Source organism: Lactobacillus psittaci DSM 15354, assembly GCF_000425905.1.
Classification (GTDB): domain Bacteria; phylum Bacillota; class Bacilli; order Lactobacillales; family Lactobacillaceae; genus Lactobacillus; species Lactobacillus psittaci.
On sequence record NZ_AUEI01000012.1, the window covers coordinates 1 to 26,906 of the forward strand.

At 33.9% G+C, this 26,906-nt stretch carries 21 protein-coding genes; 14 read left to right on the forward strand and 7 right to left on the reverse strand.

Features of this window, described 5'->3' with window-relative positions; all coding sequences use genetic code 11:
- On the forward strand, nucleotides 1-305 hold a 305-nt coding region (locus H628_RS07220; protein WP_034538154.1), incomplete at its 5' end, for a transposase.
- Between the two features lie 244 nt (nucleotides 306-549).
- Here H628_RS07220 and H628_RS0103545 read toward each other — a convergent pair.
- From H628_RS0103545 to H628_RS0103560, 4 genes are read right to left on the reverse strand one after another with little or no spacing between them, the layout of a single operon-like run.
- Nucleotides 550-1,776 (reverse strand): MFS transporter, encoded by a 1,227-nt coding sequence (locus H628_RS0103545; protein ID WP_027825231.1) that lies wholly within the window; start codon nucleotides 1,774-1,776, stop codon nucleotides 550-552.
- Between the two features lie 17 nt (nucleotides 1,777-1,793).
- Complete coding sequence (locus H628_RS0103550) at nucleotides 1,794-4,703, reverse strand: non-ribosomal peptide synthetase (RefSeq protein ID WP_027825232.1); 2,910 nt, start codon at nucleotides 4,701-4,703, stop codon at nucleotides 1,794-1,796.
- Between the two features lie 8 nt (nucleotides 4,704-4,711).
- The gene (locus H628_RS0103555; RefSeq protein ID WP_027825233.1) at nucleotides 4,712-5,896 is read right to left on the reverse strand and encodes a hypothetical protein; all 1,185 of its coding nucleotides are present in this window, start codon (nucleotides 5,894-5,896) and stop codon (nucleotides 4,712-4,714) included.
- Nucleotides 5,893-6,807: a pyridoxal-phosphate dependent enzyme gene (locus H628_RS0103560; RefSeq protein WP_027825234.1), complete on the reverse strand. Its 915-nt coding sequence runs from the start codon at nucleotides 6,805-6,807 to the stop codon at nucleotides 5,893-5,895. The genes H628_RS0103555 and H628_RS0103560 overlap by 4 nt, the downstream gene beginning before the upstream one ends.
- 220 nt (nucleotides 6,808-7,027) lie before the next feature.
- Here H628_RS0103560 and H628_RS0103565 point away from each other — a divergent pair, with 220 nt between their 5' ends.
- The 11 genes from H628_RS0103565 (at nucleotide 7,028) to H628_RS0103615 (ending at nucleotide 21,198) form a co-directional block, all read left to right on the forward strand.
- A complete protein-coding gene (locus H628_RS0103565; RefSeq protein WP_027825235.1) occupies nucleotides 7,028-7,876 on the forward strand; it encodes a helix-turn-helix domain-containing protein in 849 nt (282 codons plus the stop codon).
- Between the two features lie 147 nt (nucleotides 7,877-8,023).
- Nucleotides 8,024-8,446: an ATP-binding cassette domain-containing protein gene (locus H628_RS0103570; RefSeq protein ID WP_027825236.1), complete on the forward strand. Its 423-nt coding sequence runs from the start codon at nucleotides 8,024-8,026 to the stop codon at nucleotides 8,444-8,446.
- Nucleotides 8,447-8,560: 114 nt separating this feature from the next.
- Entirely contained in the window at nucleotides 8,561-10,204 is a 1,644-nt protein-coding gene (locus H628_RS0103575; protein WP_027825237.1) for an alpha-glucosidase, read from the forward strand.
- A 1-nt stretch (nucleotide 10,205) separates the two neighbouring features.
- A complete protein-coding gene (locus H628_RS0103580; protein WP_027825238.1) occupies nucleotides 10,206-11,912 on the forward strand; it encodes a glycoside hydrolase family 13 protein in 1,707 nt (568 codons plus the stop codon).
- Nucleotides 11,913-12,026: 114 nt separating this feature from the next.
- The gene (locus H628_RS0103585; RefSeq protein ID WP_027825239.1) at nucleotides 12,027-14,294 is read left to right on the forward strand and encodes a glycoside hydrolase family 65 protein; all 2,268 of its coding nucleotides are present in this window, start codon (nucleotides 12,027-12,029) and stop codon (nucleotides 14,292-14,294) included.
- On the forward strand, nucleotides 14,279-14,950 hold the full coding sequence (gene pgmB, locus H628_RS0103590) for a beta-phosphoglucomutase (protein WP_027825240.1): 672 nt from the start codon (nucleotides 14,279-14,281) through the stop codon (nucleotides 14,948-14,950). The genes H628_RS0103585 and pgmB overlap by 16 nt, the downstream gene beginning before the upstream one ends.
- 5 nt (nucleotides 14,951-14,955) lie before the next feature.
- A complete protein-coding gene (locus H628_RS0103595; RefSeq protein WP_027825241.1) occupies nucleotides 14,956-16,065 on the forward strand; it encodes an ABC transporter ATP-binding protein in 1,110 nt (369 codons plus the stop codon).
- A 29-nt stretch (nucleotides 16,066-16,094) separates the two neighbouring features.
- Nucleotides 16,095-17,684: a glycoside hydrolase family 13 protein gene (locus H628_RS0103600; protein WP_027825242.1), complete on the forward strand. Its 1,590-nt coding sequence runs from the start codon at nucleotides 16,095-16,097 to the stop codon at nucleotides 17,682-17,684.
- Nucleotides 17,685-17,705: 21 nt separating this feature from the next.
- Entirely contained in the window at nucleotides 17,706-18,920 is a 1,215-nt protein-coding gene (locus H628_RS0103605; RefSeq protein WP_027825243.1) for an extracellular solute-binding protein, read from the forward strand.
- A gap of 59 nt (nucleotides 18,921-18,979) precedes the next feature.
- Nucleotides 18,980-20,338, forward strand: coding sequence for a carbohydrate ABC transporter permease (locus H628_RS0103610; RefSeq protein ID WP_027825244.1), 1,359 nt, complete (start codon nucleotides 18,980-18,982; stop codon nucleotides 20,336-20,338).
- A gap of 2 nt (nucleotides 20,339-20,340) precedes the next feature.
- Nucleotides 20,341-21,198 (forward strand): sugar ABC transporter permease, encoded by an 858-nt coding sequence (locus H628_RS0103615; protein ID WP_027825245.1) that lies wholly within the window; start codon nucleotides 20,341-20,343, stop codon nucleotides 21,196-21,198.
- Nucleotides 21,199-21,253: 55 nt separating this feature from the next.
- Here H628_RS0103615 and H628_RS0103620 read toward each other — a convergent pair whose 3' ends face one another.
- A complete protein-coding gene (locus tag H628_RS0103620) occupies nucleotides 21,254-22,084 on the reverse strand; it encodes a helix-turn-helix domain-containing protein (protein WP_027825246.1) in 831 nt (276 codons plus the stop codon).
- A 95-nt stretch (nucleotides 22,085-22,179) separates the two neighbouring features.
- Here H628_RS0103620 and H628_RS0103625 point away from each other — a divergent pair, with 95 nt between their 5' ends.
- Nucleotides 22,180-23,397: an MFS transporter gene (locus H628_RS0103625; RefSeq protein ID WP_027825247.1), complete on the forward strand. Its 1,218-nt coding sequence runs from the start codon at nucleotides 22,180-22,182 to the stop codon at nucleotides 23,395-23,397.
- Here H628_RS0103625 and H628_RS0103630 read toward each other — a convergent pair.
- Complete coding sequence (locus H628_RS0103630) at nucleotides 23,394-24,635, reverse strand: MFS transporter (RefSeq protein ID WP_027825248.1); 1,242 nt, start codon at nucleotides 24,633-24,635, stop codon at nucleotides 23,394-23,396. The two genes, H628_RS0103625 and H628_RS0103630, sit on opposite strands and share 4 nt — an antisense overlap.
- Nucleotides 24,636-24,775: 140 nt before the next feature.
- Here H628_RS0103630 and H628_RS0103635 point away from each other — a divergent pair, with 140 nt between their 5' ends.
- Complete coding sequence (locus tag H628_RS0103635) at nucleotides 24,776-25,597, forward strand: cytochrome C5 (RefSeq protein WP_236692254.1); 822 nt, start codon at nucleotides 24,776-24,778, stop codon at nucleotides 25,595-25,597.
- 59 nt (nucleotides 25,598-25,656) lie between these two features.
- Here H628_RS0103635 and apf read toward each other — a convergent pair whose 3' ends face one another.
- On the reverse strand, nucleotides 25,657-26,226 hold the full coding sequence (gene apf, locus H628_RS0103640; RefSeq protein ID WP_081662446.1) for an aggregation-promoting factor: 570 nt from the start codon (nucleotides 26,224-26,226) through the stop codon (nucleotides 25,657-25,659).
- Between the last annotated feature and the right edge of the window lie 680 nt (nucleotides 26,227-26,906).

Sequence of the window (26,906 nt, forward strand, 5' to 3'; positions counted from 1 at the left end):
AAGACTTTATGGCTGCTCTTAAAGCTAGAGATACTAATTCTTTGAAAGAAATAATTAATTCTAAAGCTGAGGTTGGCACTTTGATGCACAAGACTTTATTGACCTTTAAGCATAACTTACGAGCAGTCTTAAATGGTGCTAGATTCAGCTACTCTAATGGTTGTTTAGAAGGTTTCAATCGTAAGATTAAACAGATTGAGCGTACTGCTTATGGATACTCAAATTACATTAACTTACTAACAAGAATTAGATTAGAAGAAAACAAAGTTAAAGAAAAAGAACCAAGCAATTTATATATTGCTTGATTCTTTAAATCACTCTTTATCAACAGGATTTGACAAAGAGCCTTTTTTATCGCTTGACACAATCTATCAAGCGTTAGTGATTTCACTATTTCCACAAGAATTGGAGCTACAACTAAAGTTAGAATAGTTGTAATGATTAAATAGCAACAAACCGATTTAAAAATTTGAAATCTCAAAAATTTTAAGATTTCAAATTTTTATAGCATCTATTATTGTTATAGTCAGGTATTCTTAGATATCTATATTATGATTTATTACTATTTACTTGTTTAAGTGTATTGTCTTTGTTTTTTAAACTAAGCATTATTAAAGACATTATTGTAATAGCTGATCCTACTACGAGAAATGTATAACAATTTACAGCTGATGGAATTAAAGTTATTGTAGCAGTTCCTAAGGGCATGAATAGAATTGCAATTGTAAATACTGTTGAAAAAACACGTCCAAGGTATTCATCTGCTACGTTTTCCTGAATTCTACTGACAAAATGTATATTATATGCAGTCAAAAAGAACATAAAAATTAAGTTACCAATGTATGCTATTAACATAGGTGTTGAAAATATTATAGGAACTGCAATACACATTATTCCGATGCCACTAAAGCATAGCAATAATAATAACGTCTTTCGAGTATTTGATGTAAATTTAGATAGAAAAGCTCCTAGGATAGCGCCGATAGCACCATAAAATAATAATTTTGAATATACTTCTTGGTTCTTAAAAAGAACGTTAGAAAATGGAAGCAAGAAATTATAAAATGACAGGAAAAAGTTAACAGCAGCAGATAAAATTAATAATTCAAATAATTCACGATTAGAAATAATATATTTTAATCCATCTTTTATGTCATTAAATAGTTTAGAAATAGATTTTTTAACAGTTAACTTTTCAGATTTATCTTTGATCTCAACATCTTCCATAATTGTTAAAATTGCTAAAAATGATCCAGCAAAGCTAAAACCGTTAACCAATAAGGCTACTCTAATTCCAAATGTATAATAAATAAAGTATGTAAATATTGGTGATAAGACACTTAGTATCTGCAGAAGGGTTTCGACTGAAGAATTAAATGATAATACCTTATCAGATTTAAGGGCTTGAGGAACAATAGATTTAAATGCGGTGCTTGAAAAGGAATATGTTATAGCTAATAAGATATTAGCTATGATAATACAATAGAGTAATACTTGATTATTTCCGATTAACGAAACCAAAATACAAATTAGGGCACTGATAAAATCTGTCACTAATAAGATTTTTTTTCTGTTTGTACGATCCGCTAGCGCGCCTGCTATAGGATTGAAAATTATTGAAATGATGGTTTCCGAAAATTGATATATGCCTAAATATTTATGCCCTATAGTTCCCATTGAAGCAATCCAAACACTATTAGCGTAGTCATAGGTTACATTTCCTACTTGATCTAGCAATCTACTAATTATTAATTTTATATAATTATATTTCTTCAAAAAATCCCTCCTCTAAATTAGATTTTTAATAACTTTTGTGTAATTGGCACAAAAATCAATTCATTGTCACAACTGAAAAATGTACAATACAATTTAGTTTTTGAAAAATTTTCTAGTGAATATTGCTGCTTTACTAATTTTTTTATAGTTTTATCTAGATCTTTTTCGCGCACTGCTCCCAAAAAGTTATTACTGAATTTTAGATTATCATCTAAATAAAATTCATATTTTTTAAGATCTTTTGAAATATTAGGATAATCCTTATAAATTGAATTATTCACATTATCGCCTGTTAAAAAATAGCTGTAGATCTTGCTGAACGATTTTTTAAACATCAATTCGTTTTCATCAACTTTATATATAAAAGGAATTGTAGTATGAATGTCACCGAAAGTAGATGTGAAGTTTTCTTTATTAAATTCCCGTAAGTTAATAATTGTAGATCCGGAAACAATTTTTTGATCTTGAGATTTACATAATAATTTTGAAAGAATATAATTTCCAAATACAATATTGTCAAGCTGCTTTTTATATGGTGTCTTTACTTTGAAGTAGCTTTTTTCTGGATTATAAACTTTTGAGAAGAAATTATCTGTAGTTACACGCTTAAATCCCTGAATAAATACTTTTTCTAGAGTATCCTCCGAACTATGTTCATTAATAAATTTCACAAAATCAGAGAATGAGGAATTATTTTCAAGATTTTCTCCGTTAGCTACGCTAATAATATCTTTTTCAATAATCCCAAGTGAGGATTGATCTGCAATTAAGTGATTAATGAAAAAGTACAGTTCATTCTGAACGTCATCGAAATAAACTTCCCATAACAAGTTGTTATAAATAGAATTTTTCAAGTCAGTAATAATATTTTCTTTTAAATTATGTAATAAAGAAGAGGAAATTACGGGAATTTTATGTTTATAAGGCTCAAAAATATTTAACTTATTGTTCTTATTAATAATAGTTCGTAATAATTCGTTTTTTTCGATAACTTTATAGAGGATATTTTCAACTTTTGAAATGTTATTTATGTTTTTAGGCAAAGTAACTTTTACTTCTAGTACTTGTTTAAAGTTATCAACTATGTAGGACTTTTGTAAATAATAAGAATCTTTATAGAATGATTTACCTTGCTTGAGAATAAAATTATTTAAATCTCTAATATTTTTTAAATTAGAATATTGATTTTGCTTTTGTGAAGTTGTTAAAGTTGTTGAATGTAGAGCTATATCTTTTGTTACTGAAGAATCCAATACTTTTCTTATTTCTCTAATTGTTTGAGTCTTTTTTATAAAGTCTTCTGGTAAATCAACGTGATATTGTTCCTCAAGTGCTACAATAATTTCAATTTGAGTTAATGAGTCCATTTGAGGTAGAAGCATTAAATTAGTCATTTCATCTAAAGAAGGCTCTGCTAAAATTTCGGATATAATATTATTAATATTACTTTCTTTATTAGAAGCATTTTCATTGGTTGTGTTATTAGAATATTTTTTCGTGAATTCACTCTTTAAATATTTAGTATCTAACTTATTACTTGCTGTTAACTTCATTTCAGAAACTTTAACGTAATGATTCGGTATCATGTATGTTGGTAAATGTAGCTTCATAAATTTCTGTAAAGCTTCAAAGTCAATTTTTTGATCCGAGAAGAGCACTAAGTTATTATCTACTTTTAATACATTAAAGTTTATAAACTTTTTTAAATATTTATGTATAACTTGTTCTATTTCTTCTAATTCAATTCTGATTCCATTAATTTTTACTTGTCTATCTTTTCGACCTTGATAATATATAAGACCATCCTTTATAAAACCTAAGTCTCCAGTTTTGTAATAAGTAATATTTCCATGCGTAACGAACTTATCAGTAGTTAATTTAGGATTGCCGAAATATCCTTTGCTTACACCCTTACCTCCGATTAATATTTCTCCGTTATTAGAATTGATACCATCAGAATTATAAAATTTTATCTTTGCTCCTCTCAAGGGTGTACCAATCGAAACAGTGTCAGTTTCTACTGGTGCATCAATGAGATAAGAAGTAGCATAGATCGTAGACTCAGTTGGTCCATAGCAATTTAAGATTCTAGTTTTAGGTAATAATTCCAGTAATTGATTTGCAAGATTAACAGGTAAAGCTTCTCCAGCTAATATAATGTTTTTTAATTGTGAATTTTTAAATTTCTCTTTTGTCATGGAAAGAATAGTTTTCAATGAGGTGGGAGATAGTGCAATATGCGTTATATTATCATTTACTAAAATATTTTTTAGTCTTTTAAATTGCTGAATAGCTGTTCCCGGGGCAATAAACTGTAGTATACCTTTACCAAAAATAAAGGAAAGATTCTCGTGAAATGACACATCAAATTGTGGAGGCGTAGAAATGATAAATATATCATCTTCATGAAATGGTACAGCTTTATTCATAGTCTTCAATAACCAGTAAAGGTTTTCAAAACTAACTTGTACCATTTTAGGATTACCTGTTGTTCCTGATGTTGACAGAATATATGCGATTTCAGATAGGCTAGGTTGTTTAAAAGGTTCGCATGGTGTTTCAGAAAAATCAAATGGGACTTGTTTAATTTGTTCGAGCTTTTCAGAATAATTGCGTATTAAAATAGTTTTAGTATTAATACGTGATAAAGTGTTTTTAATTTTTTCTGAAGGAGTACTAAAATTAATAGGCATGTACACCTTATTTATTTTCCAACAGGCGACCATTGCTATTAGATAATCTAAATTATCATTAGAAAGAACAGGAATAATTTTTTTACTAAACTGCTTATTTAAATATTCTGCTAAAGAATTGACTTTTTTATCAAATTCTCCATAAGTTAATTCTTTTCCTGTATGGGTCTTTAACATAGTTTTATAAAATCGCTCTTGAACAACTTCATTATATTTTTTTAGCAATTTATTCATTTAATTTATTATGGTTTTGCTTCTTTAAAACCATACTCCTTTTCTATTATTTTTGAGAAGCCAGCGTCGTATTCGGGCTTTATATCTTTAATGTATAAATCTTTTGAAATATCTCGAATGTTTTCCCTGTTTAAATTATTAAGAAGTTTACAAATGTTTTGAGAACCAAATAAGAAATCAACAGGAATTTGATTTTGTTCAATGATATTTAACATGGTATAAAAATTACCAGATATGCATGTCTTTAATATGTCCTGAGTAAATTTTACTCGTATGCATTTTGTACATGATCCACATGGTGTTTCTGCTGATATCCAACATGAATTGAAATCCTCTAATTTTGAAAATCCATATTCATCAGATAGTATTCTGTATACACCGAATGAAGATATAGCTGATATAGGTAATATAATGCCAAAATTTTGGAATCCCATTAATTTGGTTAAATCTATTAAATTTTTCATAGATGCAAATGATTCGGCGATCGTAATGCCTTTACCGTTTTGTGATAGCATGTCCCATTGAACACCACATGCCATTTTAGTGTAATAGCCTTTATGTGCACTCAATAAAATAGGAGCTAAATATATAATATGCATATCTTCTTCTTGATAATATGAAACGTTGTTGTTAAGAAAAATAGCCTGAGTGGAATATTTTTTAGCAAGCATTTCATCATTGACATTATATTTAGTATGGAAATCATGAGAAAAATCCGCATCATCAAAATCGAACTGGAAATTTTCTATTTTATATCCGCTTTTTTTCAGCAGGAGCTGACAGCAAACTGAATCTTTTCCATTTGAAAAACCTAAAGCTATTGTATTATCAATAAATCTCCTATTTTCTAAGCTTATACTTTCCTTTTTTGAATAGTCAAGCATTGGAATATAGTCTTTGACTGTATTTCCCATTTTTTCTCGCATCACATCTATTAGTAACCCAATCTCACTCTTAAGGTAGGTTGCTTCGGCATTCATAAGAGAAAAGTTTGTAATACTAAAATTAGCATTTAAATTTTCACAAATAGCCCATCTTAGCATTGCTACGATACATAACCTGTTGCTAATTTGTGAAAGGTTATACTTACTTTTAAACATATACTGTTTTATTAATTTCTGTTCTCTTAAGAGATTTAATGTAATTGATTGTTGTGAAGTAATAACGTCTATTACTATTTCGTCTTTTCTCATCTAAAGCCTTCTTCCGTGTTGAGCAATAACATAGTTTTATCTTTTAAATTATGAGATTTGATATATTCGATCATAGATGCATAAACGAAAGAAGCTACATCACCGCTTAAGACTTGTGCATCTTTTAAGAGTTGTGTCCTTCCATCATGTACAATAGAATCACTCATTCTGATTACTTCATAAAATTGATTAAGATTATCAACGTTATTCGGAATAAAGGAATCACTAATTGCTTCTATATTGTGATCAATGTACTCAGCATCATGGCCATAATACGAATCATAAATTATTCCACCAATAGGATCGCAGATAATAACTTTAGTGGGATAATTATGTTCGTCTATATATTTTTGAATACCTACAGCTGTTCCCCCACTTCCTATGCCTAAAAAAATATAGTCTAATGGTTTAGATTGCTTTTTGAAATAGGAAAAAATTTCTGGTGCTGTACTAGCGTAATGAGCTTCAATGTTTAGTTCGTTATCAAATTGATCAATATAGTGCTTATTTATTGGACCTAATTCGTTGTAAAATTTAAGACTTTCATAGACCCATCCTCCCGGAAGAGTAGATGTTTCACCCGAACATTTAATTACTTGAGCTTCTAGTTTTTTTAAGATTCTATATTTAGGATCTTCGATATCCTTAGATACAAAAATTGTACATTTGTGATTTAAAATTTTACATAAATAAGCTAAACTGATTCCAGCATTTCCCGAACTGGCGATAACAAAATGAACAGATTTATTTTCAGTTTTACTTGACTCTAAAATGTCTTTAACCATATACCAGACACTACGATCCTTTATAGAACCTGTTGGATTTTCATTTTCCATTTTAATAAATACATCATTATGTAATTTATTAATGTTTTTAACACTTGTGTTTCCTATATTAAGAAAGTTTTCCATATTGTTCAAAATCCTTTCGTGAAATATGCACTCACATTTAAGATAGAATTTTTATGAATTATTAATTTAACCACCTACAATAATGAGAATGTCCAATAGAAGTATCAGAGCTGATAAAATTTTTGTTTTGTTTTTCATTAATAATCTCCTCTTATTATGTTGATTTATTATATAATGTTTAAGATTAAATCTAATTTTTGTTGTGAAAGTGGGAAAATTAATGAAATCTACTTTTGGAAAAACACTTAGGAAAATTCGTAAAAATAAACAAGTCAGCATTTGTTCAATTTCAGATGAAAATCTTTCTAAATCACAAATATCTAGATTTGAACGTGGTGAATCTGAAATTTCATGTATCAGACTAATTAATATTCTTGATAAACTTAATATTTCTATTGAAGAATTCATGATTATACATAATGATGATTCTACAAGAATAGATAAATTCGCTAAATTAGTACAATATATTCGAAAAGCATATTACGAACAACGATTAGACAACATCATGAAACTACTTTCGAATTCATCGAAATATCCTTTAAATAATTTAGAGAAAACAATGGTTAAATCAATTATTCATACTTCGGATAGTAGAATTAAGCCTGAAAAAAATGAAATAATTAAACTAGTAGACTATCTTTTTAAAGTTGAATATTGGGGATATTATGAAATAATGCTACTTGGAAATTGTGCACGAACAATAGAATATACTTCCTTTTTTCTACTAACAAAAGAAATGCTAGAAAATTATATATATTCCTCATTACATAAAAATAATAAAAGATTAGTGACACAGTTAGCTATTAATTGCTTAATTTTAAGTATTGAAAAAAATAATGTTTCTAATTGTACTTATTTAATTAAAGAAATAGAGAAATTGTTAGATAATGAATTAAACTACTATGAACAAACTGTCTTTTTGTATGCGACCGGATTTTTTGAATTTAAGTTAAATCAAGATAATGGCATAGAAAAAATGAAAAATGCTATTCAAGTATTTGATATTTTAGGAGAGCATAAAATAAAAGCACACTATACTGAACATTATGCTAAATTTGTAAATAAGTAATATAGCTAGTTAATTACATGTAAAAAACAAACTAAGTTAACTTCAAGCTTAGTTTGCTTTTTAATATTATTTTTCTAATAAAGTAATAGTGTGAATTATGATTTTCGGATTTGTAATAAATGAATATTAATCTAAAAAAGTATTAACTTGAGCTTTATAGAAAAAATAGCTAGTGTTATTTGTCCAGTTTTGATGCCAGTTTCAATTATTGAAAATATAACGATGTTTAATCCAGCTTTGAAAGATAAAGCGATAGCTTTGCTTAAAGATGTAAAGCTTCAAAAAGATATTGCTAAATTTAAATCTGGTATTGATACTCAAGTTAATGTTGAGAAGGAAAACTTGTCAGGTGGACAAAAACAAAAAGTGGTTTTAGCACGTACTTTGTTATATCAAAAGCCTTTAATTTTGATGGATGAAGGGACAAGTGCAATTGATGCTCAAAGTGCAGAAGATATTTTAAAAACAGTAACGCAAATAGATGCAACTGTTATTGTAATCGCACATAATTTAACGACAGAAATGAAGCAACTATTTGATCGAGAAATAAAACTAAAAAATCTAAAATAATACTCTTCAAAAGGGTGTCTAGTAAAAAAACTAGGCACCCTTTTATTTTTGATACCGATAACAACTGTAAGCGGTTACTTTGATTTGTTACACTAGCAACAGGAGGACACGCTTATGAAAAAATGGTACGACGAAGCAATTATTTATCAAATTTATCCCAAGTCCTTTCAAGACAGTAATAACGATGGAATTGGGGACTTACAAGGAATTAAACAGCGAATTCCATACTTAAAAAGACTAGGAATTAACACCGTTTGGCTTAATCCAGTCTTTGTTTCGCCTCAAGTAGATAATGGCTATGATGTAGCTAATTATTTTGCAATTGATGAAAAGATGGGCACCATGGCTGATATGGAAGACTTAATTTCAGCCCTTCATCAAAATGGTATCCGTATTATTATGGACTTCGTCTTAAATCACACTTCTGATCAGCACCCCTGGTTTAAGGATGCAATTGCTAATCCTAAGAGTATTTATCGCGATTATTATCTCTTTGCTGGAGAAAATGGCCATCGGCCTAACAACTGGGGCAGTTTTTTTGGTGGTAGTGTTTGGGAGCCGGATCCCAAAACTGGTCAATTTTACTTCCACTTGTTTGATAAACACATGCCTGACTTAAATTGGAAAAATCCTGGCGTCCGTAAGGCGATGCTTGATATCGCAGAATTTTGGCTTAAAAAAGGAATTGATGGGTTACGCTTAGATGCCTTTATCCATATTGCCAAGGCTGATTTTCGCCAAAATTATCCAGCCCCTGAAGGCCAAATACCTGTAGCTGAGCCATTTTTTGCTAACTTGCCAGAAGTAGTTCATTATTTGCGGCCATTTTGCCAGCAAATTAAGCAAGATTATCCAGATTGCTTATTATTAGGCGAAGCTGCTAGTGCCAATGTGAATTTAGCTGCAACTTATACTGATCCAGAAAATAACTTATTAGATGCTGCAATTACTTTCCGCTGTTTTACTGAAGATGATAGTCACCTTGATTCAGCTATTCCGGCTGCTTATCAAGTTAAGCCATTTGACTTTGAAGCTTTTAAATTAACTCAAATGGTTTGGGAGCAGACTTTAGCAGGAATTTCTATGCCAGTTCTTTACTGGAGTAATCACGATATGAGTAGACTGCGGACGCGGATTGCCAAAAATGACATGCAAGCTAAAAGTCTCGCCATGCTTTTATATTTAGAGCGCGGTATTCCAATTATTTATTACGGAGAAGAATTGGGCTTAACGAATTTAGCTTTTAAGCATTTGGCTGATTTTAAAGATCAGACGGTCTTTGACTTTGCTAAGGAGGCCGAAAAAGAAGGCTATAGTGAAGCAGAAATTTTAAAGATGGTTTCCAAAACGCATAAGATGCCAGCTCGTGGAGTGATGCCTTGGCAAAGAGTAGAAAATTATGGCTTTAGCAAGCACCGCCCTTGGCTAACTGGCGAAAAGCAAGATGACCATTTTGCGGAAGCTGAAATAGCTGATTCAGAGAGCTTTTTCAACTTTTATCGTCAGCTGATTGCGCTAAAGAAGACGCCATTATTTATGGAAGGTAGTTATTACCTTCACCCAACTAGTAATAAAAGTTTTATTTATCAGCGTGACTTAGGCGATGAAAGTGCCTTAGTCGTAGTGAACCTAACTGATAAACCATTAAAAGTAAAAACCAGATATCAAAAAGTCATTTTGAGTAATGGCCAATATAGTTTAACTGATAACGAATTACAACTAGCACCATTTGCTGGTTTAGTTTTAGAGAGGGATTAAGATGCAAGAAGCAAGTTTACGACACCGACCAGAAAGTGAAGATTGTTTTGTAATTGATAAAAATCATCTTCGCTTGCGTTTTCACACTGCTAAAGCTGATGTGAAAAAAGTAATTGTTCATTATTTAGATAGTTACTATGATTTAAAAACGGCCCAAAAACAAGAAATGACCAAAATCGGTAGTGGCCAAGTGGCAGATTATTATATGACAACGCTCGAGTTACCTTTACACCGCTGCCAATATACCTTTGAAGTAGTTGGCCAAGACGGCAGTCACATTATTTATGGGGACCGCGGAATTCGTGAATACAATGACAGTAACTTATATGATTATGGTCAATTCTTTAAGGTGCCATATTTCCACGAAATTGACATGGCTAAAACGCCAGCTTGGGTTAAAGAAACAGTTTGGTACCAAATTTTTCCTGAGCGCTTTAATAATGGCGATAAAAATAATGATCCAGTTGGGACTAAACCTTGGAATCCGGCTGATCACCCTGGTAGAGAAGATTACTATGGTGGTGATTTGCAAGGGGTATTAGACAAGCTTGATTATTTACAAGAGCTAGGAATTAACGGCTTGTACTTCTGCCCAATTTTTAAGGCTAGTTCTAACCATAAATATGACACTATCGATTATTTAGAAATTGATCCTGATTTTGGTGATAAGAAGCTCTTTAAGAAGTTAGTTGATGAAGCCCATAAGCGCGGGATGCATGTCATGCTTGATGCGGTCTTTAATCACTTAGGTTATCAATCTAAAGAATGGCAAGATGTGGTTAAACATGGACGCGATTCTAAATACTTTGACTGGTTCCATATTAATTATTTGCCAGTTACTCCCTTTAAAGATCCAAGTAAAGGTGAAGGGATGCCACCTTATGATACTTTTGCTTTTGAACCGCATATGCCAAAACTTAATACTGCTAATCCTGAAGTGCAAAAGTATTTACTAAATATTGCTACTTACTGGGCTAAGGAATTTCATATTGATGCTTGGCGCTTAGATGTCGCTAATGAAGTTGATCATCACTTCTGGAAGAAGTTCCATGCAGCCTTAATGGCGATTAATCCGGACTTTTACATTGTGGGTGAAGTTTGGCATTCAAGTCAGCCTTGGCTTAATGGGGATGAATTTACTGGAGTCATGAATTATCCATATACCCAGCAAATCGAAGACCATTTCTTAACGGGCAAAATTAGCGCTGAAATGCTAACACAGGTTTTATTTGACCAGCTAATGCTTTATCGTGACTGCGTCAACAGTGGCATGCTTAATATGCTCGATTCACATGATACTGCCAGACTTTTAACTTTGGCTGATGAAAACCAAGACAAAGCATTAAATGCCTTGGCCTTTGAACTTATCCAACCAGGTAGTCCATCTATTTACTATGGCACTGAAATGGCGATGACTGGTGGTAACGATCCAGATTGCCGTAAGCCAATGGATTGGGACAAAGCAGGAAATGTATATTGGCAAAAAGTTCATGATCTAATTGAATTTAGACGTAAGCATGCGGCAGTTTTAAGTCAAAGTGATATTGAATTTGCGGTTGAGGATGATTTGATTGAGGTTAAACATGGCCAACTTGTGGCATACTTCAATACTTCTGAGCATGAAGTGAAAATTGATAAACAGGCCAGTGTAAGTAACGGTTATCAAAATGGAATTTTAAGTCCAAATGGCTATATTTTGTGCGAATGATATCGGTAACAAGAACCTGATACCGGTAACAAGGGTTTTCGCTATTGTAAAGCGCTTACAAATGAGATTAACTGTATTTAGTAAGAATAAATCACCAGAAAGTGGTGGAGAATAATGAAGAGAATTTTTGAAATTGATCCCTGGAATATTACCAGTCACAATTTTCCAAAAGAAGATATGCGTCTAGCTGAAAGCATTACTTCTATTGGAAATGACTACATGGGGATGCGTGGAAATTTTGAAGAAGGTTATAGTGGCGATAGCCTATCTGGCACCTATCTAGCTGGGGTTTGGTTTCCAGATAAAACTAGAGTTGGCTGGTGGAAAAATGGTTATCCAGAATACTTCGGTAAAAGTCTTAACGCTCCTAGCTTTATCGGAATTCAAATTTTAGTTGATGGTGAAAAAGTTGATTTAGCAAAGTGTGACTTTTCTGACTACTACCAAAATTTGGATATGCATCAAGGGTTACTTACTAGAAGTTATATTTATCATGGCAAAAGTGATATCAAGTTTACTTTTGAACGCTTTTTAAGTAATAAGATTCAAGAAGCGGCTTTAATTAAGGTTAAAGCACAAGTGTTAAAGGGTAGTGCAAAGCTTGAATTCATTAGTACTTTAGATGGCAATGTCGTTAATGAAGATAGCAACTATGAAGAACACTTCTGGAAGCCAATACTTGAAGATGAAAAGGGAAAGTACATCCAATTAATTACTAAAGAAAATCCTTTCCAAGTTCCGCAATTTACAGTTTTACTTAAGCAAAGCTTACGAGTAAATGGTGAAAAGGTTCATGGCGAAGTTGAAACTAAAGCAGGCTATTTAGCAGAAAAAGTTACAACTATGCTTGATGCTGGTGAAGAATATGAACTTGAAAAAGATGTAATTGTCATTACTAGTCGTGATGTGGCTCCAGATGAACAAGTAGAACGAGCAGATTTATTAATGCATGAGCTTTGTGAGCACACATTTTCAGAAAACTTGGCTGAACATGAAGCAATTTGGCAAAAGCGCTGGGAAAAGAGCGACGTTCAAATTAAGGGCTCAGATGAAGCACAACAAGGCATTCGCTTTAATATTTTCCAATTATTCATGACTTATTATGGACAAGATGCTCGACTCAATATTGGCCCTAAGGGCTTTACCGGTGAAAAGTATGGTGGCGCTACTTATTGGGATACGGAAGCTTATATTATTCCAATGTATTTAGCAGTTGCTCCAAAAGAAGTAACGCATGCCTTACTTGAATATCGTCATAAGCAACTTCCAGGTGCATATCACAATGCTAAGCAACAAGGCTTAAAGGGTGCACTCTTCCCAATGGTAACTTTTAACGGGATTGAATGTCACAACGAATGGGAAATCACTTTTGAAGAAATTCACCGTAACGCCGATATTCCATTTGCGATTTATCAATACACCGAATATACCGGAGATGAAAGTTACGTTCAAGATGAAGGGATGGACGTCTTAGTTGGAACTGCTAGATTTTGGGCCGATCGGGTTCACTACTCAAAGCGCAAGCACAAGTACATGATTCATGGCGTTACTGGACCAAATGAATATGAAAATAACGTTAATAATAACTGGTTCACTAACCAAATGGCTGCTTGGCTTTTATCTTACACTCTTGAAAGATTGCCTAAGGCAAAACCAGAGGCATTGAAGCGTTTAGCGGTAAGTGATGAAGAAAAGGCTCACTGGCAAGATATTGTTGACAATATGTACTTCCCAGAAGATAAAGAATTAGGCATTTTTGTTCAACATGATACTTTTCTTGATAAGGATATCCGACCAGTAAGTACGATTCCTGCAAGTGAACGTCCAATTAACCAGCATTGGTCATGGGATAAGATTTTACGTTCACCATTTATTAAACAAGCCGATGTTTTGCAAGGAATTTATTTCTTGAATAATCACTTCACAAAAGAACAAAAAGAAAAGAACTTTGACTTCTACGAACCACTAACTGTTCATGAAAGTTCACTCAGTGCATGTATTCACGCAATTTTAGCAGCAGAACTAGGCAAACAAGACAAGGCAGTTGAACTTTACCAAAGAACTGCCAGATTAGACCTGGATAACTACAACAATGATACCAGTGATGGCTTACATATCACATCAATGTCAGGGAGCTGGCTAGCAATTGTACAAGGTTTTGCTGGGATGCGCTACTACAATGATGAGTTAAGCTTTAAACCATTTGTTCCAAGTCAGTGGCAGGGATATAGCTTTAAGATGAACTATCGCGGACGCTTATTAGAAGTTAATGTTAGCGATGAGGTTAAATTAAGACTAATTTCTGGTCCAAGTCTCAAAGTTAAGGTTTATGACCAAGAAGTTTTGCTAGAAGAGGGGCAAGAAAAATGCTTAAAGGCTTAATTTTTGACCTAGATGGCGTAATCACTGATTCAGCTCGTTATCACTTGGCTGCGTGGAATGCCTTAGCTGAAGAGCTAGGAATTAAGTTACCAGCTAAAGCCAGCGATGAGTTGCGTGGACTAGCAAGAATGGATTCGCTTGAATTAATTTTGCGGTATGGCCACCAAGAAAATAAATATTCATTAGCAGAAAAAGAAGCTTTAGCAGCTAAAAAGAATATGGCTTATCAACAAGCAATTAAAAAGATGACCCAAGCTGATATTTTACCTGGAATTTCAGAATTGCTAGAGCAAGCCAAAACTAATGGTTTAAAGATGGCAATTGCTTCAGCTTCAATGAATGCACCTACTATTTTAAAGCAATTAGGCTTGTTGAAAGAGTTTGATGCAATTGTTGATCCTAAAACTTTAAGTCATGGTAAGCCGAATCCTGAGATTTACCAAAAAGCGCAAGCTATACTAGGCCTTAAAGCTGATGAAGTAATTAGCTTTGAAGATGCAGCAAGTGGTGTAGCAGCAATTAAAGCAGCTAAGCAATTTGCAGTAGGAATTGGTGATAGCCAGGTTTTAGGTCAAGCAGATTTAGTTGTTAGCGATACTAGTCAATTAGACCTAGCAAAAATTATTGCAACATTTAATAGTAAGAAAGTAGGTTAATGCAAATGGTTGAAATTAATTTAAACCATATCTATAAAAAATATCCTGATGCAGAAAATTATTCAGTAACAGACTTTGACTTACATATCAAAAATCAAGAATTTATTGTTTTTGTTGGGCCTTCTGGTTGTGGGAAGTCAACAACTTTAAGAATGATTGCCGGCCTTGAAGATATTAGTAAGGGTACCTTGGAAATTGGTGGCAAAGTCATGAATGATGTGGCACCAAAGGACCGTAACATTGCGATGGTTTTCCAAAATTATGCTTTGTATCCTCATATGAGTGTCTATGACAACATGGTATTTGGCTTAAAATTGCGTCACTACTCAAAAGAAGAAATCGACAAAAAAGTTAAAAATGCTGCAGAAGTTTTAGGCCTAGCTCATTTGCTTGATCGAAAGCCAGCAGCTTTATCAGGTGGTCAACGTCAGCGTGTTGCTTTAGGACGGGCCATCGTGCGGGATGCACCAATCTTTTTGATGGATGAACCTTTAAGTAACCTCGATGCAAAACTTAGAGTGTCAATGAGAGCAGAAATTGCTAAACTCCATCAAAACTTAAAGACAACAACAATTTATGTAACTCACGACCAAACTGAAGCGATGACTTTGGCTGACCGTATCGTCATTATGTGTGATGGTAAAATTCAACAAATTGGTACTCCGCAAGAAGTTTATAACCACCCAATTAACCAATTTGTTGCTGGTTTCATTGGTTCACCACAAATGAACTTCTTTGAAGTTACTTATCAAGATGGCAAGATTAGTGATAATAAGGGACTAGTTTTAGAAGTGCCAGAAGGTCGCGCAAAGCAACTTGAACAAGCTGGCTACAATGGTAAGAAAGTTATTTTTGGTATTCGCCCAGAGGATATTCACTCAGAAGGGGCCTTTCTTGAAACTTGGCCTAAGAGTGCAGTTAAAGCTAAGGTTGTTGTTTCGGAACTTTTAGGAGCAACTAGTCAACTTTATTTAAATGTCGATGGAACTGAGTTTGTCGGAATTGTGAATGCCAGAGACTTCCATTCACCAGGTCAAGAAGTAACCGTTGGTTTCGATGTTAACAAGGGTCACTTCTTTGATAGTGAAACTAAAAAAGCAATTTTTGCCAATTAATGTAAGCGCTTAAAGGAGGTGTTGCGGAAATGACACCATGGTGGAAAAATGCGGTTGTTTATCAAATTTATCCTAAGTCATTTCAAGACAGTAATGGTGATGGGATAGGAGATTTGCAAGGAATCATTAGCCGCTTAGACTATTTAGAAAAATTGGGAGTAGATGCAATTTGGCTCTGCCCGATTTATAAATCCCCTGGCGCCGATAATGGATATGATATTGCAGACTATGAAGCGATTGATGAGCAGTTTGGTACGATGGCTGATTTAGATGAGTTAATTCAAAAAGCTCACCAGCATCACATTCGGATTGTCATGGATTTGGTGGTAAATCACACATCTGATGAGCATAAATGGTTTATTGAATCACGTAAAAGTCGTGAAAACCCGTACCACGATTTTTATGTTTGGCGAGATAAGCCGAATAAGTTAACTTCAGCTTTTTCAGGTAGTGCTTGGCAATATGATGAAGCAACTAAGCAATATTACTTACACTTATTTGCTAAGAAACAACCAGATTTAAACTGGAAAAATCCAAAACTCCGACAAAAGATTTATGACATGATGAATTTTTGGATTGATAAGGGAATCGCTGGTTTCCGAATGGATGTAATTGAATGTATTGGTAAAGAACCAGACCAAGAGATTACAGCCAACGGGCCACACTTACATGAGTATCTACAAGAAATGAATCGTGAAACTTTTGGTAAGAAAGATTTCTTAACTGTTGGTGAAACTTGGAGTGCTAGTTTGGCAGAAGCTAAAAAATATATTGACCCCAAGCGCCACGAGCTATCAATGGTCTTTCAATTTGAAGCTAATAGTTTAGACCAAGTAGGTGCAAGTAAGTGGGACTTAAAAAAGCCTGACTTAGCTGAATTAAAGGCTATTTTAACTAAATGGCAAGAAAATTTAGCTTGGAACAGCTTATTCTGGGAAAACCATGACATTCCCAGAGTAATTTCTCGCTTCGGCGATGATGGTAAATATCGCGTTGAAGCAGCTAAGATGTTTGCAATTATGCTTCATTTGTTAAAGGGAACGCCATATATTTTCAATGGTGAAGAAATTGGTATGACTAACTGTCCGGTTGAATCAATTGATGATGTTAACGATATTGAAAGTCGCAATATGTATTTTGCCGGATTAGAGCAAGGTAAGAGTAAAGCAGAATTATTACGTTCAATTAATGCTAAAGGGCGTGATAATGCTAGAACGCCAATGCAATGGGATGATTCAGCTAATGCTGGATTTACTACTGGTAAACCTTGGCTACATCTAAATCCCAATTATCGAGCAATTAATGTAAAGGCTTGTCTAGCAGATAAAAATTCAATTTTTTACACTTATCAGCAACTGATAAAAATGCGCCACAGCTACCCAATGCTAGTTGATGGCGACTTTAAAGCAGTTGCAACTAGTGACAATATCTTTGCCTATGAAAGAGTTTTGGATAATGAAAAATGGTTAGTGGTATGTAATTTAACTAAGAAAGAAGCCACTTTCACATCAGAATACAAAATCCAAAACGTTTTAATTAGTAATTATCCAGCAAGAACTACTTTACAAGGTATTACTTTAAAACCATTTGAAGCTTTTGCTTGTCAGGTAACTTGCTAAAAGAATAAGGAGGAAATGAATATGAAAATTTGGAAAAAGTTAGCTCTTGCTACAGCGGCTTTAGCAATGGTTGGTACATTATCAGCTTGCTCAAGCAATAAGAGTGCATCAACAAGTAGTAATAATAAAAATCAATTAACTTTATGGGTTGATACTGAACAAGTACCATACTACAAGACGATTGCTAAAGACTTTGAAAAGACTCACAAGGGGATTAAAGTTCGGGTTACTCAAAGTCCAAATGGATCAGCTAATGCTAAGACTGATGTAGGTAAAGACCCAAGCAAGGCTGCTGATGTCTTTGAAGTACCAAATGACCAATTAGGTCAAATGGCAGAAGCAGGTTACATTAACCCGCTTTCACCAACTGATACTAAGAACATCAAGAATAACTATATTGATGAAGCTTACAAGGGTGTTGCTTGGAAGGGCAAGGTTTATGCATATCCTTACGCACAACAAGCTCAAACTATTTACTACAACAAGAGTAAATTATCAGCAAGTGATGTTCAAGATTGGGATACTTTAACTAGCAAGGGTGTTGTTGCAACCGACTTTACTAATGCATATGTAATGTGGCCTGTATTCTTCAGTGCCGGCACTAAGTTATTTGGTGACAATGGTGAAGATTTAAAGGGTTCAACTTTTAACTCACAAGAAGGTGTTAACGCCTTAACTTGGTTTGCTGCTCAAAAGAAGAACAAGAATGTTATGCAAACTTCTAACGCTTTGAACCAATTAAAGAAGGGTAAAGCTGCTGCTATTTTAGATGGCCCTTGGAACGCTGCAAATATTAAGAAGATTTTAGGTAAGAACTTTGCAGTTGCTAAATACCCAACTATTACTGTTGGTGGTAAGAAAGTTCAAATGGAAGCATTCTTAGGTATTGAAGGGTTTGCTATTAACTCACACACTGCTAATGCAAAAGCTAGTGCTCAACTTGCTGCATTCATTACTAACAAGAAAGCTCAATTAATTGCTCACGATAAAGCTGGTCAAATCCCAGTATTGAAGACTGCTATTAACTCAAGTGATATTAAGAATGATAGTGTTGCTGAAGCCGTAATTGAAATGGCCAAGTCAGGTAACAGTGTCTTGATGCCTAAGATGGCACAAATGGCTACCTTCTGGGATGGTTCTGCTCCATTAATCAGTGGTGCTTACGATGGCAAGATTAAGCCAGCACAATACAAGGCTCAACTTAACAAGTTAGCTAAAAAGATTGAAAAGAAATAGTAATTGCTAAGTGAGAAGATGGGTTAAAAGCCATCTTTTTACTTCAAAAGGAGAAAGCTATGTTTAAGAGAAAAAATCATCTACCTCCAAAAGCCACCTATAAAGAAGTGTGGTCTAAAGGAGATGCTATAACTAAATGTTCATTTTTCATTATGGGTCTAAATGCCTTAAAGCATGGTCAATGGGCAAAAGGGCTTTCTTTACTACTTAGTGAAATCGTCTTCTTTGCTTGGATTGGTTTAACTGGTTTTAGCTCAATCAAAGCTTTGTCAAATTTAGGACTAATTAAGAAAAAACAAGTTATTTATGATGCTAGTCAAGGAGTTTATGTTACTAAGCAACCTGACAGTTCAGTTTTAATTTTGTTGTTTGGATTATTAGCCTTAATGGTAGTAATTGGCTTTATTTGGCTCTATATTGTTAACCTTCGTTCTGTTAGAAAGAATTATGTCTTAGAACGTGATCATGAACATATTTTGACTAATAAAGAAGAACTTGCAAACTTATTTGATGAACGTTTGCATATTACCTTGATGACAATTCCAGTTTTAGGGATTTTTCTCTTTACGATTTTGCCAACGGTCTTTATGATATCAATGGCCTTTACCAACTATGATCGTCAACATCCGATTGGCTTTTCATGGACTGGCTTTAAGGCGTTTGGCAATGTTTTAAGTGGAGATTTAGCAGGAACATTTTTCCCAGTTCTTGGTTGGACCTTGATTTGGGCTGTAGCTGCTACTGCCACAACTTTCTTCTTTGGCGTTTTACTTGCTTTGTTAATTGAATCTAAAGGTATCAAGCATAAAGGCTTTTGGAGAACTATCTTTGTATTAGTATGGGCAGTTCCTCAATTCGTATCATTATTAATGATGGCCCAATTCTTAGACTATCAAGGTGCATTTAATGCAATTTTGATGAACTTGCACTTAATTTCTAGTCCAATTCACTTTATTGATAATCAAGCCACTCCTTGGGTAGCAAGAATTACCGTTATCTTCGTTAACATGTGGATTGGGATTCCAGTTTCAATGCTAGTTTCAACTGCTATCATTCAAAACTTACCACAAGATCAAGTTGAAGCTGCCAAAATTGATGGTGCGAATGCCATTCAAATCTTTAAATCAATTACATTCCCTCAAATTTTATTTGTAATGGCTCCATCATTGATTCAACAATTCATTGGTAACATTAACAACTTCAACGTAATTTACTTGTTAACTGGTGGTGCACCAATGAACAATAACTACAATGGTGCCGGTTCAACTGACCTTTTGGTAACTTGGTTATATAACTTAACCTTTGGACAAGAACAAAGATACAATGCTTCAGCTGTCTTGGGTATCTTAATCTTTATTTTGAGTGCGACTGTATCATTAATCGCATATCGTCGTACTAATGCATTTAAGGAGGGTTAAAAATGAAATCATACGCAGCACAAAGAAGACTTTCATTAATCTTCCGGTATGCATTATTAACGATTTTATCTATCCTTTGGATTTTACCAATTGTTTGGATTGTCTTAGCTAGTTTTTCTTATAATGATACCGGCTTTGTTTCAACTTTTTGGCCAGAAAAATTCACTTTGCAAAATTACATTGGAATTTTTACTAACCCACAATATCCATTTGCTAACTGGATTATTAATACTTTAATTATCTCAATTGCCTCAGCAATTATTTCAACCTTTATTACAATCTCAGTTGCTTATGTTTTATCACGTTTACGTTTCAAATTAAGAAAGCCATTTTTGCAAATTGCCTTAGTTTTGGGGATGTTCCCCGGCTTTATGGCTATGATTGCCCTATACTACATCTTAAAAGGTCTTAACATGTTAAACCTTGGTGGTTTGCTCTTAGTTTATGTTGGTGGGTCAGGATTAGGTTTCTATGTTGCTAAAGGGTTCTTTGATACAATTCCGCGTGCAATTGATGAAGCTGCTGAAATTGATGGTGCAACTAAGTGGCAAGTATTCTGGAATATTGGTTTACCATTATCTAAGCCAATGATTGTTTACACTGCTTTAACTGCCTTTATTGGTCCTTGGGTTGACTTCATTTTCTCAGGTATCATTCTTTCTACTTCAGGAAATGCTAAGACTTATACTATTGCTTATGGTCTATACAACATGGTTCACAACAGTAAAGGTAACTCAACCACTTACTTTGCCCAATTTATCGCTGGTTGTGTTATCATAGCAATTCCTATTACTATTTTGTTTATCTTCATGCAGAGATTCTATGTTAACGGAATTACTGCAGGTGCAGATAAAGGATAAGCGAGAATATATTCAAATAAAAATGCTCTATCTAGTCGATAGGGCATTTTTTGCTTTATTTAATTTGGTTGAAGATGGTCAAGAAATAATGGGCTAAATGATTAGCGCCAATTTCTTTTAGAAAGAAAATAGTTTTGATGATCTTTTGCTCGTTAGGTTGATTATGATATTCAGCTAGTTGATTTAAGAAGTGGCGACCAATAATGAGCTGCATATCGCGTTCTTTAAAAGTTAAGGTGTTTAATTTATCCAAGATTTTTTGAGCGTACTTAAAGTTATTAGCCTTAAAAAGAGCAATGGCAGCTTCAAATAAAGTAGTAATTGCAAAATAAAAAGTGTCATGTCCAGCAGCCTTAATAAAATCTAAATGTTCAATTACTTGATAACTTACTTGGTAAATGATGCGGGGGCTAAGAACGTTAATAATTGTTCGAAAAAGTGAAAGGTTTTCTTGTCCCCAAACTGACAAATGTGAGAGTTCTTTGTTTAGCAAATTTTGATTAGAAATCGACAAGAGATTTTTACGGCTCAAGTTGTAGTATAAGCTGGAGCAAATAGCAGCATAGTTTAAGTCAATGAGCTTTTGACTAGTTTGAAATTTTGCTAGGGCAGTGGTAGTTAATTGCTGTAGTTTGGCTTGATCTTTTGTTAGCCAGGCTTTTTCTAAATCTTGAGAAAGGTCATCTGGTTGATTTAACCCTGATAATGCTAAGAATTCGGCTGGCGTTAGATTAATTTTCTCAAGTAATTCAACTACCTTTTCAAAATCCATCTTGCCTTGGCCATTTTCCCAGCGTGAGAGCATTGAGACTGAGCAGATGTTATTAGCAGCTTGGCTTAAGGTGATGTTTTGCATCTTTCGTAGTTTCTTAAAAGTAAAGTTCATTTTTTTCTCCTTGTTTTTATCATATATGCAAAAAGCAGAAAAAGCTAAGAATTGATTTTGCTTTAATGCAAATAAAAATATAAGGAGGAGTCAAAATGGCCAAACAATCTCAAAAACAACTCCTATTAGCTGTCTCAAGCTTAGGAATTGGCAATTTAGCTAGTTCAATTTTTTCTTTTTGCCTGAGCCTTTATACTTTGCAAAAAACAGGGTCAAGCTTAGTGTTTTCAACAATTTTGTTAATAAATCCTGTAATTAAGCTTTTATTTACACCATTAGTTGGTTACACAGTAGATAAATATCATCACAAGAAAATTGCAATTGGAGCGCAACTAGTAAGTATTGTTTTAGATGTGATTTTTCTAAGCTTAATTGAATTACTAAGTTTGAATGAGCAAATTTTATTAATTACTTTAGCAGTAATTGGTTTATCTTTAGCTGATTGCTTTCAGGAAACAAGCTATAAGGCTTCAACTAAGTCATTTGTTGCTGAAGAATATCGTCAAAAATTAATTGGCTATGAACAAGTTGTTACAGCAGGGACGGCAATTTTAGCTCCAATTTTAGGTGGGGTAGTTTTTAGCTGGCTAGAGCTTAATTGGGTGACTATTATTGAATTAATTGGAGAAGTAGTTTCGCTACTATTAATTAGTATGATTGATTTTTATCTGGTTGAGCAGCGCCAAAGTAGTCACTTATCTTCAATAAAAGAATCATTTAAAGCTGGTATCAATTATATTAGACAAGATAAGAACTTGTTAGGCTTACTACTTTTTGCAGTATTTGCTAATTTTTCTTTAGGCGCAGTTGAAGTGGGGCTACCAGTAATCATGGTGAAGCAGCTAAAATTAGGATCTGAATTATATGGAATGACTACAAGTTGTTTAGCAATGGGGATGCTAGTAACTAGTTTATTTCTTAGTAAGCTTAACTTAAATGGAGCTTATTTAGGATTTACTGGAAGAAATGGCGTAGTGTTATCTGTAATTTTTGCTATTTTTGCTTTTATTGAGCTGGTAGAGAACACCTATCTGATAACATTTACTTTTGGCTTGGGGATGTTTTTAATTGGCGGTATTTTAACAATGTCGAATCTTCCCTTTGCAATGTATTTAAGAACTCAAGTAGCAGAGGACTACCAAGGACGAGTTGGTTCAACTATGAGCAGTTTAGTTAGTTTGTTATCTCCAATTTCTTTTGCTATCTTTGGATTATTATTTAATACTTTAGCTAGCTTATGGATTTTTAGTTTTTGCGGAACAATTTTACTAATTGATAGTCTTTTCTTACTAAAAAATAAACACACCTCTTAGCGGGGTGTGTTTTTCTTGCTAGCAAAAATTAGAATTATTAAGAAGTTAAGCAGTAAGGTAAAGCCTGTTACCCAAAAGACTGCTTCATAATTAGCAAAACCAGAAATTCCAGAACCTAAAAGTGAGCCTAAGACCGCGCCGATAGCTTGGAAGGACTGGTTATAACTGAAGATTCTACCAAAGCTTTCACTTGGAGTATTCAAAGTTAAGACGGTTTGAGCAGCTGGCATCATTGCAGCACTCGCAATTCCAAGTAAAAAGCGTAAAGCTGCTAAGACCCAAGGCGAGTTAGTAACTGCCATGGGTGCAAATAAGATGGCGCCAATAATTAAGCCTAGCCGCAATACCTTCAATGGTCCAATTTCATCCATTTTATGGCCAATCTTTGAAGCGGCAATCATCGTTCCCAGGCCTGGCGTTGCCGCTACAATTCCGGCAATTAGGGCGACATTTTTACTACCAGGCATCATTGACTTAACATATAATGAAACAATTGGATCAATTGACATTGTGGCTGATTGTACTAGCATCGTTGTAATGAACATTGCCACAATTAACTGAATACTTGGTAAAGAAGCCATGATATCTTTCATTGGCTTCATTTTTTCCCGAGAAACAGGAGTGAAGTTTTCTTTGGTAAAGAAAGTAGTTCCTAAAAAGACCAAGAACATTAATAAGCCTGTAATAAAAAATGGAATACGATAGCCCCAAGCACCACCTAGTAAATTTCCGAAAAAGCTTGAAAGTGCTCCGCCAAGTAGTGGCCCAACTAAGTTACCGGCAGTCCCAGCAGTCATCATCTGACTCATAACCCAACCACTTTTTTCGTGTGGTGTTTCACCGGCCATCAGTGCAGTCGCATTGTTGATATAACCAGAAAAAGCCCCCTGAATAAAGCGCATAATAACAATATAAATTGCATTAGGAGCTAGTCCAGTTAAAGAAATAGTTAATGCCATTACACCACTGGCACGCATACACATTAACTTGCGCCCCTTTTGGTCAGCTAAACTTCCCCAAAATGGTGAAACAATTGCTTGAGCGATAAAAGTCATAGCAAATGCTAAGCCAGAGTAGAGATTGATTTCTAGTTTACTGTAATTACCTAAATCTGAAATAAATAGTGAAATAAAAGGCATGGTCATTGAATATCCCATTCCAGTGATGAAGCAGCCCAGCCACAGGGTATAGAATGAAAGATGCCAGTTTTTAGACAAACCTGAAGTATATTTTGACATGATTCAGCTCCTTAGATTGTTTTATTTCCAGTGTAACACTACTGTTTATAAATAAATGAAGAAAGAGCTAAATTAGTACTTATTTATTACTTTTTGTGCTAGCATATTTCAAAAGAAAGGGTGACTAGATGGGTGAAAAAATGACAAGACAAGAATATCAAAGAGAAAAAGTTTACGGTCAAAAGTATAAGCTAAATTTTTGGAAGATTTGGACCGACCGGCCATATGTTGCCACCGGTGTAGCTGTAGCCTTAATTTTAGCACTGGTAACTAAGCAATTCTTACTATTAGTTTTGCTTTTAATTTTGACAGGAATTGGTATTTATATAATTGGACATAGCCATCATCCTGGTCGCGTTTTAAGTATTGAATTCCATTTGAAGGCTTCTAGGCAGTTAAGCATGCTTAAAAGTTTACAAATGGGTGCAAGTATTATCATGTTTTTAGCAACTTATATGCGTAAAGTTGTTAATGTTAACTTTTCATCTGCTGGTACGCAGGATGGCTTGCAAACAATACAAGGATTACTTTCAAATACTGGTAAATATGGCCAACAAGGTTCATATATTTTAGGGTTGCTTAACACAGTAACCGGGGGTTCGTTTTGGGGATCTTATCGATATGCTTCAAATACCTCCCAATTTATGAATGACCCAGCAGGGTTAATGATTATTTTATGGATTTTTTTGTTAATGATTGCTCCAGCACTTTGTGTTTTATCTAACTTCTTTAAAGAGCCATATTCACGCAGAGTATCTCTAGGGGCAGGAATTGTTTCTTTTGCTAGTCTTGCAGCCACTCCGACTTTGATGAAGTATTTAGTTGAAAAATATGCTCAAGATCAAAACATTAGTGTTAGCAACGCTTTATCCGTCGGAGACATGGCTTATCTAGCAATCTTTTGCTCAATAGCTGTTGTAGCAATAGCTATTTATCGGATGTATAAGCAAGACAAGATTTAAACAAAATAAAAGAGTCGAGTTTTATCTCGACTCTTTTTTAATGCGCAATTTAAATTGAATTAGTACCAGCCGTGACTAATCCAGAAGTTCTTGGCGTTAACCCATGAACCGTAACGGCTCTTAACGTAGTTATCAGCAACACGTTCTTGGTTGGCTGGTGATAAGTTACCACCTAAGTAGCTAATAGTAAGTTGGTACTTACCGTAGTAAATACCGTTTCTAGCAGTGTATGAACCACCAGATTCACGGTTAGCAATCCAGGCCTTAGCAGCAGCTTCAGCAGATGATGGAGCTTGACTAACAGCTTGAGCAGCATCAGTAACGTAAGCTGAAGGTACCCATTGGTTACCACCTAAGTCGTACCAAATTTCACCCTTTGAATTAGTAGCAGTTCTAATTACTTTCCAAGCAGAACCATTTGGTAAAAATTTACCAGTAACGGAACCATTTTCGTAGTTGTTCCAAACAGCAATTGACCAACCACGGTAATTAACTCTAACTGCTGAGGGTGTAGCAGCACTAGCAGTTTCATATAATGAACCAGATACTGCGTTGAAGGCAAATAAAGCAGCTAATGCCAAACCAACGGCGCTGATTAATTTGATAACGTGTTTTCTAACTTTCTTCAAAATAATTCTCCTCAATAAAATTTTAGGTAGTTAAAAACTACAAAACGTAAATTCATAATTGACATGCTTTATATTACCTAATTTATATTTCAGCTTTGTTACAGAACTACAACTAGCTAATTACAATCCGATTATGGATTGTTACAAACTATATCTAAAAAGTATCTTAATATCATTGAAAGAAGATAAATGTTAATGTTAAAAAGCAGAAAATAAAACTTTTTTTGAAAGAAAAAATATAAAAATATCAAAAAACGCGAACTATATAATAGAAATAAAATAAAAATAAGGTAGAACAATCGTGAAGTGGATAAATCAAAAGAAATAAAACTAAATTATGATAAAAAACATTGTATAAATCGAACAAAGTACCAAGTTTGACGAAAAGAGTGAAAGCCTGTATAGTAGTATCTGTTCTCGCGAGAGGTAAAAACTTAAAGTGAGAAAAGAAAAGTTCTTGACAGCTAGTTAAGAAGTTGGTAATATATTAAATTGTCGCGAGTCAATCAGGCGAGTGACGAAAGATATTTATCAAAAAAGTTCTTGACAAGAGATTTAAGGACATGATAAAATAACTGAGGCTCATAGCGAGCCAGAGTTAGTACTTTGAAAACTGAACAAAGTTTCGCTAAAGTGTGCGGGTGTAACAACCCAAACAAAAGCGAAGTCAATTCGCAAGC

Excerpts from the sequence above, each read along its gene's own strand:
- H628_RS0103550 (WP_027825232.1), bottom strand. The coding sequence starts at position 4,703 with ATGAATAAATTGCTAAAAAAATATAATGAAGTTGTTCAAGAGCGATTT.
- H628_RS0103555 (WP_027825233.1), bottom strand. The coding sequence starts at position 5,896 with ATGAGAAAAGACGAAATAGTAATAGACGTTATTACTTCACAACAATCA.
- H628_RS0103560 (WP_027825234.1), bottom strand. The coding sequence starts at position 6,807 with ATGGAAAACTTTCTTAATATAGGAAACACAAGTGTTAAAAACATTAAT.
- H628_RS0103565 (WP_027825235.1), top strand. The coding sequence starts at position 7,028 with ATGAAATCTACTTTTGGAAAAACACTTAGGAAAATTCGTAAAAATAAA.
- H628_RS0103575 (WP_027825237.1), top strand. The coding sequence starts at position 8,561 with ATGAAAAAATGGTACGACGAAGCAATTATTTATCAAATTTATCCCAAG.
- H628_RS0103580 (WP_027825238.1), top strand. The coding sequence starts at position 10,206 with ATGCAAGAAGCAAGTTTACGACACCGACCAGAAAGTGAAGATTGTTTT.
- H628_RS0103585 (WP_027825239.1), top strand. The coding sequence starts at position 12,027 with ATGAAGAGAATTTTTGAAATTGATCCCTGGAATATTACCAGTCACAAT.
- pgmB (WP_027825240.1), top strand. The coding sequence starts at position 14,279 with ATGCTTAAAGGCTTAATTTTTGACCTAGATGGCGTAATCACTGATTCA.
- H628_RS0103595 (WP_027825241.1), top strand. The coding sequence starts at position 14,956 with ATGGTTGAAATTAATTTAAACCATATCTATAAAAAATATCCTGATGCA.
- H628_RS0103600 (WP_027825242.1), top strand. The coding sequence starts at position 16,095 with ATGACACCATGGTGGAAAAATGCGGTTGTTTATCAAATTTATCCTAAG.
- H628_RS0103605 (WP_027825243.1), top strand. The coding sequence starts at position 17,706 with ATGAAAATTTGGAAAAAGTTAGCTCTTGCTACAGCGGCTTTAGCAATG.
- H628_RS0103610 (WP_027825244.1), top strand. The coding sequence starts at position 18,980 with ATGTTTAAGAGAAAAAATCATCTACCTCCAAAAGCCACCTATAAAGAA.
- H628_RS0103615 (WP_027825245.1), top strand. The coding sequence starts at position 20,341 with ATGAAATCATACGCAGCACAAAGAAGACTTTCATTAATCTTCCGGTAT.
- H628_RS0103620 (WP_027825246.1), bottom strand. The coding sequence starts at position 22,084 with ATGAACTTTACTTTTAAGAAACTACGAAAGATGCAAAACATCACCTTA.
- H628_RS0103625 (WP_027825247.1), top strand. The coding sequence starts at position 22,180 with ATGGCCAAACAATCTCAAAAACAACTCCTATTAGCTGTCTCAAGCTTA.
- H628_RS0103630 (WP_027825248.1), bottom strand. The coding sequence starts at position 24,635 with ATGTCAAAATATACTTCAGGTTTGTCTAAAAACTGGCATCTTTCATTC.
- H628_RS0103635 (WP_236692254.1), top strand. The coding sequence starts at position 24,776 with ATGACAAGACAAGAATATCAAAGAGAAAAAGTTTACGGTCAAAAGTAT.